Origin of the sequence: Actinomadura physcomitrii, from assembly GCF_008923205.2 — a bacterium.
Taxonomy (GTDB): Bacteria; Actinomycetota; Actinomycetes; order Streptosporangiales; family Streptosporangiaceae; genus Spirillospora; species Spirillospora physcomitrii.
Genome location: NZ_WBMS02000031.1, coordinates 1 through 15,909 on the forward strand (window position 1 = coordinate 1; position 15,909 = coordinate 15,909).

General features: G+C 67.6%; 12 protein-coding genes. 10 read left to right on the forward strand and 2 right to left on the reverse strand.

Annotated features, from left to right (window positions below; genetic code table 11):
• Positions 1-83: 83 nt before the first annotated feature.
• A complete protein-coding gene (locus tag F8568_RS31435; protein WP_151597320.1) occupies positions 84-2,351 on the forward strand; it encodes a molybdopterin-containing oxidoreductase family protein in 2,268 nt (755 codons plus the stop codon).
• A 153-nt stretch (positions 2,352-2,504) separates the two neighbouring features.
• Positions 2,505-3,290, forward strand: a complete 786-nt coding sequence (locus F8568_RS31440) for a GntR family transcriptional regulator (RefSeq protein WP_160573817.1) — start codon at positions 2,505-2,507, stop codon at positions 3,288-3,290.
• 98 nt (positions 3,291-3,388) lie between these two features.
• Here F8568_RS31440 and F8568_RS31445 read toward each other — a convergent pair whose 3' ends face one another.
• Complete coding sequence (locus tag F8568_RS31445; RefSeq protein ID WP_160573818.1) at positions 3,389-4,195, reverse strand: GntR family transcriptional regulator; 807 nt, start codon at positions 4,193-4,195, stop codon at positions 3,389-3,391.
• Positions 4,196-4,211: 16 nt separating this feature from the next.
• The gene (locus F8568_RS31450) at positions 4,212-5,771 is read right to left on the reverse strand and encodes an ABC transporter substrate-binding protein (protein ID WP_151597323.1); all 1,560 of its coding nucleotides are present in this window, start codon (positions 5,769-5,771) and stop codon (positions 4,212-4,214) included.
• Between the two features lie 785 nt (positions 5,772-6,556).
• Here F8568_RS31450 and F8568_RS31455 point away from each other — a divergent pair.
• From F8568_RS31455 to F8568_RS31490, 8 genes are all read left to right on the forward strand, one after another.
• Entirely contained in the window at positions 6,557-7,504 is a 948-nt protein-coding gene (locus F8568_RS31455) for an ABC transporter permease (protein ID WP_151597406.1), read from the forward strand.
• Entirely contained in the window at positions 7,504-8,436 is a 933-nt protein-coding gene (locus tag F8568_RS31460) for an ABC transporter permease (protein WP_151597324.1), read from the forward strand. Before F8568_RS31455 ends, F8568_RS31460 begins: the two co-directional genes overlap by 1 nt.
• 35 nt (positions 8,437-8,471) lie before the next feature.
• Positions 8,472-9,548 carry an ABC transporter ATP-binding protein gene (locus tag F8568_RS31465; protein WP_151597325.1) on the forward strand — a complete coding sequence of 359 codons (1,077 nt, stop codon included), beginning with the start codon at positions 8,472-8,474 and terminating at the stop codon, positions 9,546-9,548.
• Positions 9,548-10,558, forward strand: a complete 1,011-nt coding sequence (locus tag F8568_RS31470; protein WP_151597326.1) for an ABC transporter ATP-binding protein — start codon at positions 9,548-9,550, stop codon at positions 10,556-10,558. Before F8568_RS31465 ends, F8568_RS31470 begins: the two co-directional genes overlap by 1 nt.
• Positions 10,559-10,587: 29 nt before the next feature.
• Positions 10,588-11,616: an aldo/keto reductase gene (locus F8568_RS31475; RefSeq protein ID WP_160573819.1), complete on the forward strand. Its 1,029-nt coding sequence runs from the start codon at positions 10,588-10,590 to the stop codon at positions 11,614-11,616.
• A gap of 123 nt (positions 11,617-11,739) precedes the next feature.
• Positions 11,740-13,566, forward strand: coding sequence for an N-acyl-D-amino-acid deacylase family protein (locus tag F8568_RS31480; protein WP_151597328.1), 1,827 nt, complete (start codon positions 11,740-11,742; stop codon positions 13,564-13,566).
• Between the two features lie 5 nt (positions 13,567-13,571).
• Positions 13,572-14,495, forward strand: coding sequence for an LLM class F420-dependent oxidoreductase (locus F8568_RS31485; RefSeq protein WP_160573820.1), 924 nt, complete (start codon positions 13,572-13,574; stop codon positions 14,493-14,495).
• Entirely contained in the window at positions 14,492-15,904 is a 1,413-nt protein-coding gene (locus F8568_RS31490; protein ID WP_151597330.1) for an FAD-dependent oxidoreductase, read from the forward strand. The genes F8568_RS31485 and F8568_RS31490 overlap by 4 nt, the downstream gene beginning before the upstream one ends.
• Positions 15,905-15,909: the final 5 nt, after the last annotated feature.

Sequence of the window (15,909 nt, forward strand, 5' to 3'; positions counted from 1 at the left end):
CCTGTGCCGGATCCTCGCTCTCACAGCGGCGATATGGCACAACGACAAGACCGGACAGTCGATCAAGCGGTCACTGACTGCCTATGATCACTGACTGCAACGACACTCCTTGGACTCATTCATCTAGCCGGCGACGGGCGGCCGCCGTGTCTTCGCATCCCCAGGAGGCGGGCACGCGCCGGACCTTCTGCCGGATCTGCCCGATGGGCTGTCCGCTGCGCGTGACCGTGGAGCAGGGGCGTGTCGTCGCGGTCACCGGGGACCGGGAGGACCCGATCTACCGCGGCTTCAGCTGCGTCAAGGGCCGCGCCCAGCCCGCCTTCCTCAACGACCCGGCCCGGCTGCGCCATCCTCTCCAGCGTTTGCCGGACGGCAGCCACCGCCGGATCGGTGTCGAGGACGCGCTGGACGAGATAGCCGCCGTCCTGGCGCGGTTGATCGACCGGCGCGGTCCGCGTTCGATCGCGGGATACCTGGGCACCTACGTGATCGCGAACGCCCTGATCCGGCCCTTTCATCGAGCGTTCATGGAGGCCATCGGCTCGCCGATGGACTTCGGTGCGGCGACGATCGACAAGCCGGGCAAGCCGATGGCCCGCGCTCTGCTCGGCAGCTGGGGGGCGCCGGCCCAGGAGTTCGACCGGCCGGACGCGATCCTCCTGGTCGGCGTCAATCCGTTGGTCAGCTATCAGGGGCTCCCGCTGGGACGCCCGGGGGAGTGGCTGGCCGAACGGCTTGCGGCGGGAACCGAGCTGATCGTGGTGGATCCGCGGCGGAGCGAGACCGCACGCCGGGCGACGTTGCACCTGCAGCCCGAGCCGGGCCACGACATCGGGATCCTGGCTGCGATCCTCCGTACCGTCCTGCGCGAGCGGCGCCACGACGAGGACTTCGTGTCCCGGCACGCCTCGGGGTCCGCCGAGCTGACGCGGGCCCTCGAGCCCTTCGACCCCACCTTGGTCGCCGCGCGCTGTGGCGTCGATCCCGAGGAGATCGTCGAGGCCGCGCGCCGCTTCGCCGGTCCGCCGGGCGAGAAGCGTCGCGGCTACGCGATGGCCGGGACCGGGCCCAACATGACCGGCTCCGGGACGCTGGTCGAATACCTCGTGCAGGCTCTCGATCTGGTGTGCGGGCACGTGCTGAGGGAGGGGGAGGAGATCGCGAACGCCGGGGTGCTGCTGCCTCCGCCGGTAGCTCGGGCCGAGGTGACCGTGGCACCCCGGCCGGCGGCGGGCTTCGGTGAACCGCTGCGGGTGCGCGGGCTCACCGCCACCGCGGCAGGCATGCCGACGGCCGCGCTCGCCGACGAGATGCTGCTCGAGGGGCCCGGCCAGGTCAGGGCCCTGCTCAGCATCTGCGGCAACCCGGCGGCCGCCTTTCCCGACCAGCGACGGACCGTCCGTGCGTTGTCCGGACTGGAGCTCCTGGTGCAGGTCGATCCATGGATGTCGGCCACGGCCGAGCTGGCGGACTACGTGCTGCCTCCCCTGATGCCCTTCGAACAACCGTCCGCCACGTTCCTTCAGGACACGCAGGTATTGCACGCCGTCGGCTACGGCACTCCGACACCGCACGGCCAGTACACGCCGGCTGTGGCGGATCCGCCGGAGGACTCGGATCTCCTGTCGGAGTGGCAGTTCTACCGCGGGCTCGCAGCCCGGCTGGATCTGCCGCTCACGCTGCGCTCACTGTTCCCCGACGCGACCTGGACCCACGAGATCGGCCCGGCGGACAGCCCGAGCACGGAGGAGCTCCTGGCGGTACTGGCGACGGGCTCACGGGTGCCGTGGGAGATCGTGCGTGGTACGGACGGGCCGGTCGGGCCGTCGGTGATCCCGCCGCCGCCGGTCGTCGGCCCACCCACCAGCCTCGGACTGCGGTTCGATCTCGCGAACGCGGAGATGCTCGCGCAGCTCGCGGGACACTCGGGGGACGTGGTGGTCGCGGATCCCGCGCTGCCCTTCCGGCTGGTGTGCCGCCGGGTGGTGCACGCCTTCAACTCCTCATGCCGCCATCCCGCGACCCAACGTGGCGGGCCCGGCAATCCCGCCTACCTGCATCCGTCGGATCTGGCCGATCTTGGGCTCGCCGAGGGAGCGGCCGTCGTGGTGCGGTCCCGGCAGGCCGAGGTACGGACCATCGTCGCCGCGGATCCACACCTGCGCCGGGGTGTCGTTTCGATGGCACATGGCTACGGCGACCTGCCCGGCTTGGACAGGCCCGATCGGGGTGCGAACACGTCGCGGCTTCTCGGCTTCGCCGACGACTTCGATCCGCTGTCCGGTCAACCGCGGATGACCGCGGTCCCCGTCGCTGTCGAGGCAGCGCCGCCGACACAGACGAGCTGCTGACGATTCGGTTCCCGACACCTGCCGATGCCCGGGAATGGCCACCTGCGTTCGCCGGGAAGCGATCTCCGGTGTGGAGGGCGAACGAGCCGCCGCGGACTGTCCCTGCCGGCGAGATACGACGCCCGAAACCGGTGGTGCGTTACCCTGGACATTATGTCGCGGAGTATCCACAGACTGCCTCCGGGCGACTCGCCGGCTGACGGCGCTGATGCGAGCGAGTCATCGACTCCCCGGCTTGTCGACCAAATCGTCGAGCGCCTGCAGCAGATGATTATCAGTGGGGAAATCAAGCCGGGCACCCCGCTCCGGCAGATGGAAGTCGCCGAGCAGCTGGGAGTCAGTCGCACGCCGCTGCGTGAGGCGCTGCGAATCCTGACGAACATGGGCCTGCTCACGACCGAAAAGTTCAAACGAACGCTCGAAGTCGCGGACCTGTTGCCCCAGGATTTGGAAGACGTCTTGGAAATGCGGGATCGCCTCGATCCCATCGCGGCCCGTTCGGCGGCCCGACATGGCCTCGACGCGTCCGTGGTGGACGAGTTGAAGGCGCACCTGGAGGTCATGACGTGTGACCAGGACGAGCTGGATCCGAGGGCCTACATCGAGTCGCACGTCGCTTTCCACATGCTGATTACCGAGCACTGCCGGAGCCCGCTGCTGGTCCGCATGGCGCCGTTGCTAAAGCTGGGCGGCAACATGGTTCGCGGCGGTGTGACGAATAAAGTTATGGGGAACGGCGCGGCGCGGCAGCGATCGCGTGCGGCGGCCATGCGTGAGTTCAATATCGTACGTCGGCACCATCGCGACCTTTTCGAGGCGATCATGAGCCGCGACCCGGTCCGTGCGGAGGAGGTCGCCGAACATCACGTCCTGATCTCCGGCGGCCCCGGCGGCGCGGTGCCCTTGCTCATGGTGCGCGAACTCGAGTCCGACCAGTGACGGCGGCCGGGGGCCGGCCGGCAGCGGTCGGACCCCGACCCGCACAGAACCGCGGTCGCGCAAGCCGGATGGCCGTGACCGGGACAAGCGTCAGCCGCTCAGTGCTCTTCCGCGTCCCACGCTTGCGTTTCCAGGTCATGCTCGCTCATCAATACGAATGGCATCGCCTGTCCCCGGCGGCGGGAGATGAGGCTGTGGTGCTCGGCGACCACCTCCGCCTTGTCCGGGTCCTGGTTGATGATGGCCTCGAACAGGTCCCGGTGATGGTGCCGGATGATGTCGAATTCGCGCAGCGCCTCGGCCCGTGAGTTCTGCGATATATCCGGTTGCCGGGCGCTGGCGGTCTCGAAGCCGCGGCGGATCAGGTAGCCGCCCAACTTGAGCAGCGGCGCCATGCGGACCAGCAGCGGGCTTCCGCAGTGTTCGGTGATTAGTGTGTGGAAAGCGACGTGTGCCTCGATGTAGGCCCGCGGGTCCGATCCGGCATCGTCCGCCGTCATGGTCTCCAGATGCGTCTTCAGCGCGTCGACCACTGAGGGGTCCAGCCCGTGCCGCGCGGCCGACCGGGCCGCGATCGGGTCGAGCCGGGTGCGGACGTCGGAGGCATCAGTGAGATCGTGGTGCGAGAGGACGGCTACCTCGAGAGTTCGCTTGTAGGTGCCCGTGGTGAGCAGACCCATGTTCGCGAGGATTCGCAAAGCCTCTCGCAGTGGGGTGCGGCTCACGCCGAGTCGTTGCGCCACCTCGATCTGCCGGAGCGGAGATCCCGGTGGGATCTCGCCGCTGAAGATCATCTCCTGTAGACGCGCGACGATCTGGTCGACCAGTCGCGTAGCCGACTGGCTGTCCACAGTGTTCTCGGCGGCGAGATCTCCGCAGGGCCCGTCACGACGGGTACTCGACATGTCGGCCAATCTGGTGTCAGTGGTCGACCCAGACGTCTTCCGGGAGGACTCCCAGCATGAGCGGCTGTGCTCCGTGGACACGGTTCGCCAGCGCGATGCTGTCCGCCTTCGGGACGACTGGCAGGAACCAGAAGTGGGATTGGTTGACGACGGCTTCCTGCAGGGCGTTGTAGGCCGCGGTGCGCTGTCCCGGATCCTGCGTGGTGCGGGCCTGGTCGATGGCGGCATCGACCTCCGGGTGGGAGCCCTGCTGGACGCGGGCTTCCCCGGAGCGCCAGTACTGGGAGACGAGCGGTTCGAAGGTGGCGGGCATGGTCTGGCTGAAGATCGCGACTTCGTAGTCGCCGCGGGCCACAGCCGGGAAGTTCTCGGCTGAGGGGCGGAGGTCGATCGTGGCGACGACGTTGTGGTAGCCGGCCATGAGTGACTGGACGGCCTCGGCCTTGGCCTGGGTGTTGGGTGCGCACAGGATGCGGAAGTGAACGGGGCCACCCAGCCGCGCGGCTGCCTGGTCGAACAGCGTCTGGGCGCCTGCCTTGTCATACCCCAGCAGCCGCGCGTTGGGGTCGAAGTTCGGGTTGTCCTTGGTGAGGAACGTCTGCGTGACCGTCCCCTTGCCCTTGTACATGACCGCGTTCAGCTGCTGGGGGTCGATCGCCATGTTGACCGCCTTGCGCACCTGGGGGTCGTCGAAGGGCGCGGTCTTCTCGTTGAGGATCATCCACTCGGCGGAGAGCTTGGGTGCGGTGACCCGTTTCTGGCCCGCGTCGACGGCTTGCGCCCCGAAGTCGTGCTCGAGGGAGAAGGTGGCGTCACCTTCGCCGGAGGTGAAGGCGTTGAAGCGGGTCTGCTCGTCGGTGATGATGCGGTAGACGTAGTGGTCGACGTAAGGGTGTCCTGGATTCCAGTACTGGGGGTTCTTGGAGAACGAGAGGTCGGCGTCCGGGACCCATTTGTCGAGGACGAAGGGGCCGGCTCCCACGACCTTGGTGCCGAGCGTGCCGTACTTGGCGCCGGCGGCGTTGACCGCGGCGGGCGAGGCGACAAACGGGGCGACGTTGACCAGTACCTGGTCGAACAGGGTGTTCGGTTTCTTGAGCGTCAGCCGCAAGGTGGTCGGGTCGACGACCGTGGTGGACTTGATCGCCGACAGCGTTTGCGCCTCGGTCGTGCCCGGCTGCCGCTCGCGATCGAGGTTGAACGCTACCGCGGCCGCGTCGTACGGGGTGCCATCAGTGAACCGAATGCCCTTGTGCAGAGTGATGGTCCAGGTGATGCCGTCGGTCGTCGTGATCGACTCGGCGGTCTTGGGGACGACCTTGCCCGTCTTCGGGTCTGTGTAGCCCAGCAGGTCGTACAGAGACGCCATGTAATCGTTACCGTTTCCGTACGAGCCGGTCACGGCGCTCTGTTTGATGGGGTCGAGGCTCGTGGGGTCGTACGTGCCCAGCCAGGTGTAGGTACCGCCGGGCGTCGGGGTCGAATCCGTACCCGAATCACTCGAATTACCACCCGGGCTGCACGCCGCCGCGAGCAACAGCAACGCGAACGGCATCGTCCACGCTCGACTTTTCATGGTGAATCCTTTGGACGACGATGGCCAACGGCGGTGACGACGTGCCCTTCGACGTGCCTCGTGACCGCCCGCGAAGCGCGCTGGTGTTGCATCGATGCGCAGCGACGGCGCGCCCGTTTGCGGACATCGAGAACCGATCCTCGCCTGGCACCGATGGCAGGGGCCCGGTCATGACTTCCGGGCCGGGACGGCCGAATGGTAATGGATACATGTTTGGGGTGTCAACCGTCCTGCCGGGCGAGGCCTACGGGTAGCTCAGGCCCAGAGCCCAGGTCTCATCGACCGTCTTCCTCGGGGTATGCCTGGTGCCTGTCGCGTCCGGCTGCCGCTTTGCATCTTGACGAGACCGAGATCACAGCTTACTTTTGGATACAAGCTCAGCTTTGGATACAAGCTCACGCGTGGCCGGAAGGTCGCCGAGGGGAGCACAGGTTGAACGGTCCAACGAGGAACGGTGTGCATCGACTGCCCCTGGCGTGTGTTGCCGGCGGCCGCCCCAACCTTCCTGGCCTTCCGGTCCAGCCGTGTCACTCCGGCCAGGACGCGACGCGCTCTTCCTTCCCCCGCTGAGGTCTGAACCTGCCGGGCGAGGCGATGCTCCGCCCGGCGCGCGTATAACTTCCCGCCGTGCCGGCGCAGCCGATCGCCGATGGCCATGCCGTCATACGCGTTGTCTTCATTTCAGGAGCCGGTATGGGAACTAGCTCGGTCTCGATGGGACGTCGCCGGGCCGCGGTAGCGACGACGTCTTGGGCGTGCCGCGACGGGAGTGGCCTGTGAAAACGATGGTCTTGGGGAGGCTCGCGCACGTCGTGGTGGTGCTCCTGCTGGTGTCCGTCGCGTCGATGCTACTACTGGAGCTCGTTCCGGGTGATCCCGCGTATGCGATCCTGGGCAACAGCGCCACCCCGGACGCGGTCGCCGCGCTCCATCACCGCATGGGGCTCGATCGTCCGGCGTGGCAGCGGTATCTGGAATGGTTCGGTGGAGTCCTGCACGGCGACTTCGGGAACTCGCTGCGAACCGGACAGCCGGTTCTGGAGGCGATCGGGCAGAAGCTGCCGGTGACGGTCGAGCTCGCGGTGTTCGCGTTGCTGATCGCATTGGTCCTTTCCCTACCCGCGGGCGTCTACACGGGATGGCGCGTCGGTCGTCCGGTGGATCGGCTGACGAGTGGACTCACCTCGGTGATCATTGCTTCGCCCGTGTTTCTGACGGCGCTGTTCCTGGACTATTTCCTCGCTGTCAAGACAGGCGCGTTTCCCGCGACCGGGTGGCGTGCGCTCGACGGCGGTCTGGCGGAAAATCTCAGGTACGCGTTCCTGCCCGCGCTCACCCTGGCGGTGACCGAGATAGCTGTGTTCACTCGCCTTCTGCGCTCCGACATGATCACCGTCCTTGGTGAGGAGTACATCGCGAACGCGTCGGCGAAAGGGTTGCCGACGCGGCATCTCCTGCTCCGGCACGCGTTGAAACCCGCATCGTTTTCGCTTTTCACGTTGAGCGGCTTGAGCTTCGGCCGGCTGCTCGGGGGTGCGGTGATCGTCGAGTTGATCTTCGGTGTGCCGGGGATCGGTCAGCTGATGATCCAGTCGATCCAGTCCAAGGACTACATCATGATTCAGGGTCTCGTCCTGCTGATCGCCTTCATCTACGTGGTCATCAACGCGGTGATCGACATCGTGTACGTGTACCTGGATCCGCGTGTACGCACGGAAGGAGTGGCGATCTGATGAGTGTCATCGCCGAGGCCCCGGACACCGCCGCCGGCGCGGGCCGGGACAGCGGTCCGCGGCCGAGCCGCTGGAGGACCGGCTACCGGACCGCGATACGCGGCCTGGGTGTCCTTCGGCGGCGTGCCGGGGTCGTGGGCGCATGGTTCTGGCTCATGCTGATCGCACTCCTGGCAGTGCTGGCGCCGATCCTCCCGCTTGCCGATCCCGCCGTGCCCGTCGGCACGCCGAACCTGGCACCCGGAGCGCGCTGGCCGGAGTTCATGGGTACCGACCAGCTTGGGCGCAGCGTGCTGAGCCGGTTGATCGACGGAGCTCGTCCGTCGTTGATGGTCGCGCTGATCTCGGTCGGGCTGGCGCTCGTGGTCGGCGGGATGCTGGGTCTCGTCGCCGGGTATCGCCGGCGGCACGCGGAACGCGTCATCACCGTCTTCATCGACGCGACCCTGGCGTTCCCGCCGCTGATGTTGCTGATGGCCCTCGCTGCCGTGCTGACGCCCAGCTTGTGGACACTGGGGATCGCGCTCGCGATCGTGTTCGCCCCGTCGTTCGCGCGGCTGGCTCGTGCTGCCACGCTTCGGCTCGCGAGTCAGGAGTTCGTGCTCGCCGCCCGCTCGGCGGGCGCGAGCCGGCTGCGGGTCATGATTCGTGAGCTGCTGCCGAGCGTGGTCGTCCCGCTGCTGTCCTACGCGTTCGTCGTGATGGCGATGGCCGTGGTGGCGGAGGGCTCGCTGAGCTTCCTCGGTCTGGGCATCCCGCCACCGGCACCGAGCTGGGGTGGCATGGTGGCATCCGGCCGCGACAACCTGCGTGAGGCACCGCTGCTGGTTTTCATTCCCGCTGCCGTGCTACTGCTGACGGTGCTCTCGCTCAACGCCGTCGGTCATCACCTGCAGCAGCGGACCGGCAACGCACGAGGCGCCAACCTGTGATGGTCACACGCTGGGGCAGAGGACGGGATGGTCGGATGACACGAGATGGATCACGCGGCACCGCATCGTCGGCCGAACCGGAACGGCTGCTGGAGGTGACCGACCTCCAGCTCCGGCTGAACTCGCCGCGAGGACCGGTGTATGCGGTCGACGGCTTGACTCTCACCTTGGACCGTGGGGTGACGCTCGGTCTCGTCGGCGAGTCCGGCTCGGGCAAGTCGATGACCTGTAAGGCGATCATGGGGTTGATCTCCGACCGGAGAGGAACCATCACCGGGTCGGTGCGGTACGACGGTACGGATCTGACGAGGCTGCCGCTGGAGCGCCGCAAGGAGTTGTGGGGCACCGAGCTGGCGATGGTCAACCAGGACGCGGGCACCGCGCTCAACCCGGTGCTGTCGGTGGGCTGTCAGCTGACCGAAGGGCTGCGCTGGCACCTCAAGCTGTCGAAAAGGGAAGCGCGAGATCGCGCGATCGAGCTGCTGACGCACGTGGGGATTCCGGAGCCGAAGCGGCGTCTCGGGCAGTATCCGCACGAGTTGTCGGGTGGGATGCGGCAGCGGGTGAACATCGCGATCGCGCTGTCGTGCGGTCCGTCGTTGCTGCTGGCGGACGAACCCACCACCGCACTCGACGTCACGGTGCAGGCGCAGATCCTGGATCTGCTGGCTGACCTCCAGGACGAACACCGGATGACGATGATCCTGGTGTCTCACGACCTGGGTGTCGTCGCCGGCCGCACCGACTTCACCGCGGTGATGTACGGCGGGCGCATCGTGGAGATCGCGCCGACGAAGGATCTGTTCGCGGCTCCGCGGATGCCTTACACCCGCGCGCTGCTGGCGAGCATGCCGCGGCTGACGGCGCCGAGCCACACCCGGTTGCGGGCGACCCCCGGCGCGCCGCCGGACCTCACCAAACGGGTTCCCGGCTGCCGGTTCGCTCCGCGGTGCGCCTTCGCTCGCGATCGATGCCGGTCCGAGGAACCGCCCCTGGTCGACGAAACCGGGTCCGGGCATCTGTTTTCGTGCTGGTACCCGGACTCCGGTACCCCGGAGGAAACGGGCGCCACGCTCGCCACGTCCGGTCAGACGCTGAAGGAGGACGCCTGATGGCAGGCACGGGCAAGGCCCATCTTCGCCGATCGGACTCGGTCGTGTTGTCCGTCGAGGATCTTGTCGTCGAGTACCGGCTCAAGGGCTCCGGCGACCGGGTGCACGCGGTGTCGGGGATCTCGCTCGATGTGCTGGCAGGCGAGACGCTCGGCCTGGTGGGGGAGTCGGGGTGCGGGAAGTCGACGACGGCACGCGCGGTGCTCGGCCTGCCGAGACCGACATCCGGTTCGGTCCGGTTCGACGACGTCGAGGTGACCACGCTGAGCGAGCGTGAGATGCGACGGTTCCGGCCGAAGGCGCAGATGGTTTTCCAGGACCCGATCGCCTCGCTGAATCCGAGGCGCACGGTTGAGGACGTCGTGGCCGAGCCGTCCCGGATCGTGGCTTCGGGAACCCGGGCGGAGCGCCGGGAGAAGGTGCGAACGGTACTGCGTGAGGTCGGGCTCGATCCTGACGTCATGGGCTCGCGCCGCGCCCGGCAACTCTCGGGCGGCCAGTGTCAGCGGCTGTCCATCGCTCGCGCGCTCGTCCTCGATCCCGACGTCCTGATCTGCGACGAGCCGGTGTCGGCACTCGACGTCAGCGTGCAGGCCCAGGTGCTGAACCTGCTCGGTGATCTGTCGCAGAAGCGGCGGCTGAGCATGCTGTTCATCTCGCACGATCTCGCCGTGGTGAAGAACGTGAGCGATCGGGTGATCGTGATGTACCTCGGCAAGATCTGCGAGACGGCCCGTCCGGACCCGCTCTACGCCCGTCCCGCGCATCCCTACACCGCCGGGCTGCTCGGCGCGATCCCGGTGCCCGACCCCGGAATCGATCCCCGTGGCCGGCGAACGGTACAGGGAGAACCGCCCTCACCCATCAACCCGCCGAGCGGATGCCGGTTCCGCACTCGGTGCCCGTTCGCGCAGAAGATCTGCGCGGACGAAGAACCCGAAATTCGCGAGATCGATGACAACCATTACGTGGCATGCCATTTCCCGCTCACGCATGCGGCGGCGGCGTGAGCAGGCTGCCGTGACAAGGAGGATTGGTCTTGCAGTATCGGCAGCTCGGGCGAACCGGAGCACGGATCTCGGAAATCGTGCTCGGGGCAGCGACCTTCGGTGAGCTCATCGACGAGTCGGCGGTCCGGAATCTGGTGGACTGCGCCGTCGACAACGGGGTGAACGCGATCGACACCGGCGACATCTACGCGCAGGGCAGAAGCGAGCAGTTGGTCGGCCGCGCGGTCGCCCGGCACCGGGATCGTGTGCTCGTGTCCACGAAGGTCGGGTTCCGTGTCGGTGATGCGGTAACGCAGCACACGCCGGCCGGAACGGCCCCGCCCACGGCGTTCGATCGCTGGCGCCAGGGCGTCTCGCCCAACGACGACGGGCTCTCGCGGCTGCACATCCGCGCCGCGCTGGAGGCCAGCCTGCGGCGCCTCGGGCTCGACCACATCGATCTCTACCAGGTCCATCGCTGGGATCCGCGGACGCCGATCGAAGAGACCCTGACGGCGCTGAGCGAACTGGTGCGTGCGGGCAAGGTCCGCTACATCGGCTGCTCGGAGTTCGCGGGCTGGCAGTTGGTCAAGGCGCTGTGGACCGGCGACCGGCTCGGCATCGAGAATTTCGCCACGATGCAGGTCGCGTTCAACCTGATCGCACGCGGCCCGGAACAGGAACAGATTCCGGCCTGTGTGGACGGTGGGGTCGGCGTGCTGGCCTACCAGCCGTTGGCCGGCGGCATGCTGACCGGCCGTTATTCCTACGACCGCGGACCGGAGCAAGGCAGCCGGATGGCGGCCCGCCCGATGTACCGCGAACGGTATTGGAATCCCGAGGTATTCGATCTCGTCGACCGCCTTCGCGCCGTCGCGGAGGCCTCCGGACGCACGCTGCCGGAGTTGGCGATCGGGTGGCTGCTGGCCAACCCATCGGTCAATGCCGTACTGGTGGGCGCTGAGACGCCGGCGGAGTTCGAACAGAACCTGACGGTGACGCGCCGTCCCCTCGAAGCCGACGAACTCGCGGCGATCGCGGGCGCGCTGAAGCTTGACGGCAAAGACCGAACGCACTAATTTGGATACAAAGATTCCAAGCTCCCCGAGCATTTGAGTCATCTGTCCGGTTTTGCCGGGCTAGGCGAACCGGCTTGTGGGGTTCCGATCAGTGTTCGGGATACTTTTTGAGAGGAGTCATCCATGGCGACGGAGTACGACCTGGTGATCCGGGGAGGAACGATCGTCGATGGCACCGGCGCACCGGGCTACCGCGGCGACGTCGGTATCAAGGACGGCAAGCTGGTCGCCGTCGGTGCGGCGCCTGGTTCCGCGACGCGTGAGATCGATGCGACCGGCAAGGTGGTTTGCCCCGGATTCATCGATGTCCACACGCATTACGACGCGCAGGTGCTCTGGGACCGGATGCTGACGGTGTCGCCGTGGCACGGCGTGACAACGGCGGTGATGGGATGCTGCGGCTTCGGTATCGCGCCGGCTAAGAAGAAGGACCGGATGTTCATGCTCAGAACGCTCGAGGGCGTCGAGGGCATCGAAGCCGAAAGCAGTGCGGAAGGGCTGGGTGACTGGGGTTTCGAGACCTACCCCGAGTTCCTCGAACTGATCGAGCGGCGCGGTATCGCGATCAATCTCGGCTCCTTCGTCGGACACACCGCCGTCCGTATCTGGGTGATGGGCGAGGACGCTGCCTCGCGGCGCGATCCCACTCCGGATGAGATGGCGGAGATGAAGCGGATCGTGCGCGAGGCGATGGAGGCCGGCGCGGTCGGCTTCTCGACGTCGAATTCGCACGCCCACCATGACCCGCAAGGCAACCCGGTGCCGAGCCGGATCATTCGCTACCAGGAACTCGTCGAGTTCGCATCCATCTTGGCCGACCTCGATGTGGGCACGTTCCATACGACGTGGGGACCCGCGGACGCGGAGATGACGCCCGAGGGCATCACCCGGCTGATGGACCTGACGGGCGTCCCGGTGACCGACACCGTCGTCAACATCAAGCCGGACGGGTCTCATATCGTCAAGCTCAACGCCATCGAGAAGGCGTGGGCCAAGGGCCACATCTGGTTCCCGCAGATTCCTGCTCTGGACAACACCTTCGAGGTCGGCCTGGAAGACCCGTTCATGTTCGGGATCGACATTCCCGGACGGTGGCGGGACTCGGCCCCGGAATCGCACGCGCTGTTCGGCCCCATCGCAGCCATCAAGACCATCGACGGGCGCCTCGCCGCCTACAAGACCGCCGAATTCCGGGAAGCGTTCCGGAAGCTGGGTGCCTGCAACGACTGGGTGAAGAACTACTGGCCGTGGTTGATTATCAACTACACTCCCCAGGCGCCGGAGCTCGAGGGCCGGATGCTGCTCGACGTCGCCAAGGAGCGGAACACCACGCCGGCCGACGTGCTGCTGGATCTGTCGATCGAGTCCGACCTGCATGCCCGGTTCGGTGCGATCAGCGGGCACCAGGACCCGGACAAGTCCGAGCTGCTCCGCCTCATCGAGGACGACATCATTCGTTTCGGGTCGTCGGATGCGGGCGCGCATGTGAGCCAGCTGGTCGACTCGCGGTACCCGTCGTACGTGCTGGGCTACTTCGTGCGGGAGCGCGGGCTCCAGATGGAGCGGGCGATCCAGATGATGACGACCATGCAGGCCGAGGTGCACGGAATCAAGGACCGCGGACAGCTCGCGGAGGGCTGGCATGCCGACGTCGTGGTGTTCGACCCGGACACGGTGAACGCGGGCCCGATCCAGCGGGTCAACGACCAGCCGGGCAACGCGCGGCGGCTGATCGCCAAGGCCGAGGGCATCGAGTACGTGATCGTGAACGGCACTCCGATCCGGGAGCACGGCAAGGACGTCGTCGATGCCGAGTCCGGCGAACTTCCCGGGCAGCTCATGCGCGAGTACCTGCCGATTTCCGAGCGCAAGAAGCGGCTGCAGTGGCTCGTGGACGAGGTTCGCGAGCGCGTCGACTCGGGTGCGGCACGCTACACGCCGAAGGGATGACGTGCATGCGTTTCGGGCTCAACCTGCCGCATACGGGCGGAAACGCCACCGGCGATGTCACCGCGAACCTGGCGACCGCGGCGCGGACGGCCGAGTCGCTCGGCTTTGACGCGCTGTTCGTCGGAGACCACGTGGTGTATCCCTCCGCGCTGGGCTCGCGGTATCCGCACCGTCCCGACGGCCGGTTCATCCTCAGCGATGGTGGCCGGATTCTCGAGCCGCTCAGCGTGCTGAACTACGTGGCGGCACTGACGTCGAGGATCAAGATCGGTACCGCGCTGCTCGTGCTGCCCTACCGGAATCCGGTCGTGGTCGCGAAGGAGGTTGCGACGCTGGACGTGCTCAGCCGGGGCCGGGTCATCCTCGGTGTCGGTCCCGGCTGGATGGCGGAGGAGTTCGAGGCGCTCGGCGTCCCGTTCGAGCGGCGCGGAGCGATCACCGACGAGGCGATCGACGTGATCCGCGAGCTGTGGACGGCGGAGGTTCCTTCCTTCTCCGGTGAGTTCACCAGCTTCACCGACGTGCTGTTCGAGCCGCGGCCCGTGCAGCGTCCGGCGCCGCCGATCTGGATCGGTGGCCAGTCGAAGCCCGCTATCCGCCGGGTCGTCCGGCGTGGCGACGGCTGGCTCGCGGTGGTGCACAGTCCCGAGGAGTACCGCGCCTGTCTCGACCAGTTCCTGGAGATGGCCGACAAGGCACAGCGGGATCCGGCCGAGGTCACGCTGGCGGTCTCGCCGCGCGGCAAGTCCGTCGTCGAGACGATCGATGACATCCCCGCGTACCAGGAACTGGGCGCCGAGATGATGTGGATCGCGTACGGCCACCACACGAAGAGTTTCGCCGAGATGCACGAGAGCATGCACGTCTTCGCCGAGCGTGCCGGGCTTACTCCCGACACCGGCAAGCCGGCGGAGGGCAGCGCGGCATGACGAACCGCGATGGCGGCGGTCCGAGTGCGGATCTGCTCGAGGCCGACCTGATCGTGATCGGTGCGGGAATGGGCGGTATGACGGCGGCCGCGCGGTGCGCGGCCGCCGGTTCGAAAGTGGTCGTGATCGAGAAGGCCCCCGCGATCGGGGGCTCCGCGGTGCTGTCCGGGGGCGGGTTGTGGACCGCCGGGGACGTCGAGACGATGCGCCGTATCAATCCGATGGGCGACCCCGGCCTGGGCGAGTTGGTCGTGTCGACCTGGGCCGAGGTCGCCGATTGGATCGCGTCGACCGGCGTCGAGATCGAAGAGAAGCGCGAACTCGACGCGGGATCCGCGCCCGGCGGGTTCCCGGCGGTGATCCGGAAGTTCGATGTCATCGGATACATCGGCCGGTGCCGGACGATCGTGGAGAGTGCCGGCGGCGTGGTCGCGACCGGCGCGACGGTGCTGCGGCTGAGCACGCGGCAGGGTGCGGTCGTCGGTGCCGTCGTACGGGACCGGGACGGGGTTGCCGAGCTGCGCGCGCCGCACACGGTGCTCGCGACCGGTGGCTTCCAGGGCGACCGTGAGCTGCGGCGCGAGTTCCTCGGCTCGTTCACCGCCGACGTGCTGGTCAGGTCGAACCCGTACAGCACCGGTGACGGTCTGCGACTCGGCCGGTCGGTGGGTGCCGCACTCACCCCGAATCTCGACGGGTGGTACGGGCATACCGTCCCCTACCCACTGGCCGGCGGTCTCGAGCCGAAGGACTACATCCGGTTCGCGCAGTTCGGGCTCAGCCCGCACAGTCTGCTCCTGAACCGGGCTGGTCAGCGTTTCGTCGATGAGAGTGCCGGCTACTACCGCAACGCGCAGGCCGTCTGCCGGCAGCCCGACCAGCGGGCCTTGCTCGTGTTCGACGAGACCGTCCGTGCGGCCGACACGAACAGGCGCGGCGCGGTGGAGCAGGTGGACCGGCCGCGGGAAGCCGAGCTTGCGGGAGCCCACGTCGTGCGGGAAGCGACCTGGCGCGAGGTGGAAGCGCGTGTCGCGGCCTGGGGCTACCGCGGAGTTGACGCGGCCGTGAAGCAGTTCAACGCGGCGGTCATTGCGGGCAATGACCGCCTCGGACCTGCCCGTGCCGGTAACCGCCGGGTGTTGGTGCGGCCGCCGTTCTACGCGATGGAGGTGCAGCCCGCGATCACCTTCACGCATGGTGGGCTGCGGGTCGACCGGTGGGCGCGCGTGCTCGGCACAGACGGGGAGCCGATCACGGGGCTGCTGGCGGCCGGCGTGGATGCCGCGGGCACTTACCACGTCGCCTATGCCGGGGGCCTGGCGATGTCCGGCGCGTTGGGCTTGGCCGCCGCCGGCTCGGCGCTGGCTGATCCCACCGCAGCCGCGGCAGTGGCCCTTTCCCATTGCTGAACTCC